Source organism: Variovorax sp. 01T439_2, from assembly GCF_056398445.1.
Map to the genome: position 1 here is coordinate 1 of NZ_JBFTPJ010000596.1, position 3,759 is coordinate 3,759.

Below are 3,759 nucleotides of genomic sequence, written 5' to 3' on the forward strand. Positions count from 1 at the left end.
GTGCCCAGGCTTTCCGGCCGACTGCCTCGAGACGCTCGAAGAAATTGCCATGGAAGGCCGTGAAGCCTTCCTGCATGCGGGCGGCCAGACCTTCAGCTACATCCCCTGCCTCAACGACAGCCCGGCGTGGATCACCGCGCTGGCGGGCATTGCCGAGCGCAACCTCGCGGGCTGGCCCACCCGGCCCGCCGCCAGCGCTCAGAGCTTGCCCAGATAGTCCATCTTGCCGATCGGCATGCCCTTGTGGCGCAGCACGTCGTAGGCGGTGGTCACATGGAAGAAGAAGTTGGGCAGCGCGAACTGCAGCAGGTAGCGCTGCGCGGTGAAATGCGCCTCGCCCTCGCGCGTCTTGATGGTCACGGGGCGCTCCTCCTGGCCATCGACCAGCGTGCGTTCTACGGTCGCGAGGAACTGCTGCGTCTTCGCGATGCGGGCCAGCAGATCGTCATAGGTCTTTTCCTCGTCGGGAAAACTCGGCGCCGTGATGCCCGCGATGCGCGCCACGCCGAGCTTCGCGGCATCGCTCGCGCGCTGGATCTGGCCGGCGAGCGTGAGCATGTCCGGTGCGAGCCTCGCGTCCACCAGCGTGGCCGGATCGATGTCGTTGGCCCTGGCGTGCGCCAGGCTCTTCTCGAGCAGGTGGGTGAGCTGGCCGAGTCCGCGGGAGAAGACCGGCACGGAAAGGTCGTACATCGAAAGCGCCATGGCGTGGATCCTTGTGGTTGGAAATCGGCGGCGATTGTCTCGCCGACGCGCGCCTAGCGGCCGGCGGACCGGATAAACCCTTCGATCAGCTGCAGTTGTTCGGGCACGTTGAGCGCGGGTGCGTGGCCGCACCCCTGGATTTCGACCACCTTCAGCAGCCCGGCGGCGCCCGGCCCCCGCTGCTGCATCTGCTGCGTTACCTCGGGCAGCACCAGGTCCGACTCGGCACCGCGCAGGCACAGCACCGGCGCCTCGATCACGTCGTAGTGCGGCCAGATCAGGTAGTCGTTGTCGTGCGCGCTGAACTGCCGGACCATCGCCGGGTCGTAATGCGGCGTCACGCGGCCGTCGGGCAGGCGGCGCGTGGAGCTTTCGGTCAGGCGGCGCCACTGCGCATCGCTGAGCCAGCCATAGGGCTTGTAGACCGTGCGGAAGAACGCCTCCAGCTCGGCCACCGTGCCGAAGGCGGGCGGCTCGCCGGCATAGGCGCGGATGCGCTCGATGGCCGCCTGCGCGAGCTGCGGTGCGTTGTCGTTGAGCGTGAGGCTCGCAATGCGCGCCTTCATGCGTGGCTCGAACAGGCCCGACGCRCAGACCGTGCCGATGGCGCCGCCCATCGAGGTGCCGACCCAGTGCACGCGGTCCAGCCGCAGCTCGTCGCACAGCGCACCGGCCATGCGCGCATAGAACGAGAGCTGGTACTCCTCGTCGGGCAGCGGACTCCACTGGCTCAGGCCGCGGCCGATGGTGTCGGGACAGATCACGCGGAAGCCGCGCGCTGCAAAGTGCTGCGCCAACTCGTCCATGTCGCGGCAGGTGCGCGCGAGGCCGTGCCAGGCAATGACCACCGGCGCGTCCGGTGCGCCCCAGTCGAGCCAATGGATCTCGCGGCCCGCAAGCTGCGCGTAGTGGGAAGACGGAACCGGAAGATCGCTGCTCATCGCGCGGCCCTCGCCCGAAGCTTGCCGACGATGCCGGTCGGAAAGTAATAGACCGAGAGCACGAACAGCACGCCCAGCCACAGCAGCCAGCGGTCGGGCGACAGCAGCGCCGCGAGCCATGGCAGCCCGCTCGCGGCCTCGCTGCCCACGCGCAGCAGGTCCTGCAGATAGCTCTGCGCCACCACGAACAGCACCGCGCCAATGGCCGCGCCGTAGATCGTGCCCATGCCGCCGATCACCACGATCAGCAGCACGTCGATCATGATCTCGAAGCTCAGCGAGGTGTCGGGCCCGTTGTAGCGCAGCCAGATCGCGAGCATGGCGCCGGCCAGCGTGGCAAAGAGCGCCGACAGCAYGGCCGCCGTGGTGCGGTACACCACCACGCGGTAGCCGATGGCCTCGGCGCGGAATTCGTTCTCGCGGATGGCCTGCAGCACGCGGCCGAAGGGCGAATTCACGATGCGCAGCAGCGCGAGCACCAGCACCACCGCAGCCACGAAGAGCAGGTAGTAGCACAGCAGCCGGCCGTCGAGCGAGACGCCGAGGAAGGGCTCCTCGGAGAACTCGAAGCTCGGCGAGATCAGTTCGGGCAGCTTGAAGGTCAGGCCGTCCTCGCCGCCGGTGAAGTCCGACAGCTGCGAGGCCAGCGTCTGGAAGGCCGAGGCCACGGCCAGCGTGATCATCGCGAAGAAGATCGCGCGCACCCTGAGCGAGAACAGCCCGATCGCGAACGAGAGCACCAGCGAGACCGCGAGCGATGCCGCGAGCCCGAGCAGCACCGCGCCCCAATTGGGCCCGAGCCGCGACGCCGAGATGGCAATGCCATAGGCGCCGATGCCGAAGAACATGGTGTGCGCGAAGCTCACGATGCCGGTGTAGCCCAGGAGCAGGTCGAAGCTCGCGACCAGCACCACGAACACCAGGACCTTGGCCGCCACGCTGAGCGCCTTCACGCCCGGGAAGATGAACGGCGCGAAGGCCAGCGCGATGAACAGCGCCACCAGCAGCAGCGCCAGCAGGCGGCTGCGGGGCATGTCGTTGGAGAGAAGTCGTTTCAGGAACATGACGGGCTCTTCTTCCTCAGCGATTCGCCACCGGGTATACGCCCTGCGGGCGCCACAGCAGCACCGCCACCATCAGCAGGATGCTCGCGAACTGCGTGAGCGTGGGCAGCAGGAAGCCGATGTAGTTGGTCATGAGCCCCACCAGCAGCGCACCGATGAGCGCGCCGCCCGTCGAGCCGAGCCCGCCGATGATGATCACGATGAAGATCAGCACGTTGACCTGCGCGCCCATCTGCGGCACCAGGTTCTGCTGGAACAGCCCCCACATCACGCCACCCAGGCCCGCCAACGCACTGCCCACCACGAACACGCCGACGAACAGCCGGCCGATGCGGTAGCCCAGCGACTCGACCATCTCGCGGTCCTGCACGCCGGCGCGGATCAGGAGGCCGATCTTGGTGCGCGCAAGCGTCCATGCGAGCAGGCCGAACACCACCACGCCCACCGCCACCGCGAGCAGCCGGTACTTGCTGATGGCCGCGTCCGCCACGAACAGCGAGCCGCGCAGCGCCTCGGGCAGCGGCAGCGGAATCTGCGCCGGGCCCCAGATCACCTTGATGAGCTCCTCGCCGATGATCATGCCGCCCATGGTGATGAGGATCTGCTTCAGGTGCTGGCCGTACACCGGCCGCACGATGAAGCGCTCGAACGCGAGGCCGACCGCGCCGGCCACCGCCATGGCGACCAGCATCGCGGGGAACACGGCAACGAGGTTGCGCCACAGCTCGCCCGAACCGGTCCAGTCGCCCATCAGGCCGAGCACGCTGCTGGCCACGAAGGCGCCGAGCGCAATGAACACGCCGTGGCCGAAGTTGAGCACGTCCATCAGCCCGAACACCAGCGTGAGGCCCGAGGCGATGATGAAGATGATCATGCCCATCGCCAGCCCCGCGACCGTGAGCGTGAGCCAGGTCGAGAACGAGCCCGTGAGCGGCAGCGCGGCCAGTGCGAGGATGGGGGCGAGAAGCAGCGGCTTCCAGTCGAAGTCGAGTGCTTTCATTTCTGCGCTTTCCTTTCTTGCTCCCTCTCCCTCCGGGAGAGGGTTGGGG

General features: G+C 67.9%; 5 protein-coding genes. 1 reads left to right on the top strand and 4 read right to left on the bottom strand.

The window, feature by feature from the left end:
* A partial coding sequence (locus AC1DOC_RS24000) for a ferrochelatase (protein ID WP_478130634.1) occupies positions 1 to 217 on the top strand: 217 nt, incomplete at its 5' end.
* Here the strand turns inward: AC1DOC_RS24000 and AC1DOC_RS24005 are convergent.
* Genes AC1DOC_RS24005 through AC1DOC_RS24020 form a run of 4 tightly spaced genes read right to left on the bottom strand, consistent with a single transcriptional unit; the run spans position 199 to position 3,710 of the window.
* Positions 199 to 705 (bottom strand): DUF1993 domain-containing protein, encoded by a 507-nt coding sequence (locus AC1DOC_RS24005; RefSeq protein ID WP_018907304.1) that lies wholly within the window; start codon positions 703 to 705, stop codon positions 199 to 201. The two genes, AC1DOC_RS24000 and AC1DOC_RS24005, sit on opposite strands and share 19 nt — an antisense overlap.
* Before the next feature lie 53 nt (positions 706 to 758).
* Positions 759 to 1,646: an alpha/beta fold hydrolase gene (locus AC1DOC_RS24010; protein WP_018907305.1), complete on the bottom strand. Its 888-nt coding sequence runs from the start codon at positions 1,644 to 1,646 to the stop codon at positions 759 to 761.
* Positions 1,643 to 2,710, bottom strand: coding sequence for a branched-chain amino acid ABC transporter permease (locus tag AC1DOC_RS24015; protein WP_478130635.1), 1,068 nt, complete (start codon positions 2,708 to 2,710; stop codon positions 1,643 to 1,645). The genes AC1DOC_RS24010 and AC1DOC_RS24015 overlap by 4 nt, the downstream gene beginning before the upstream one ends.
* A gap of 16 nt (positions 2,711 to 2,726) precedes the next feature.
* Positions 2,727 to 3,710 (bottom strand): branched-chain amino acid ABC transporter permease, encoded by a 984-nt coding sequence (locus AC1DOC_RS24020; RefSeq protein ID WP_018907307.1) that lies wholly within the window; start codon positions 3,708 to 3,710, stop codon positions 2,727 to 2,729.
* Positions 3,711 to 3,759: the final 49 nt, after the last annotated feature.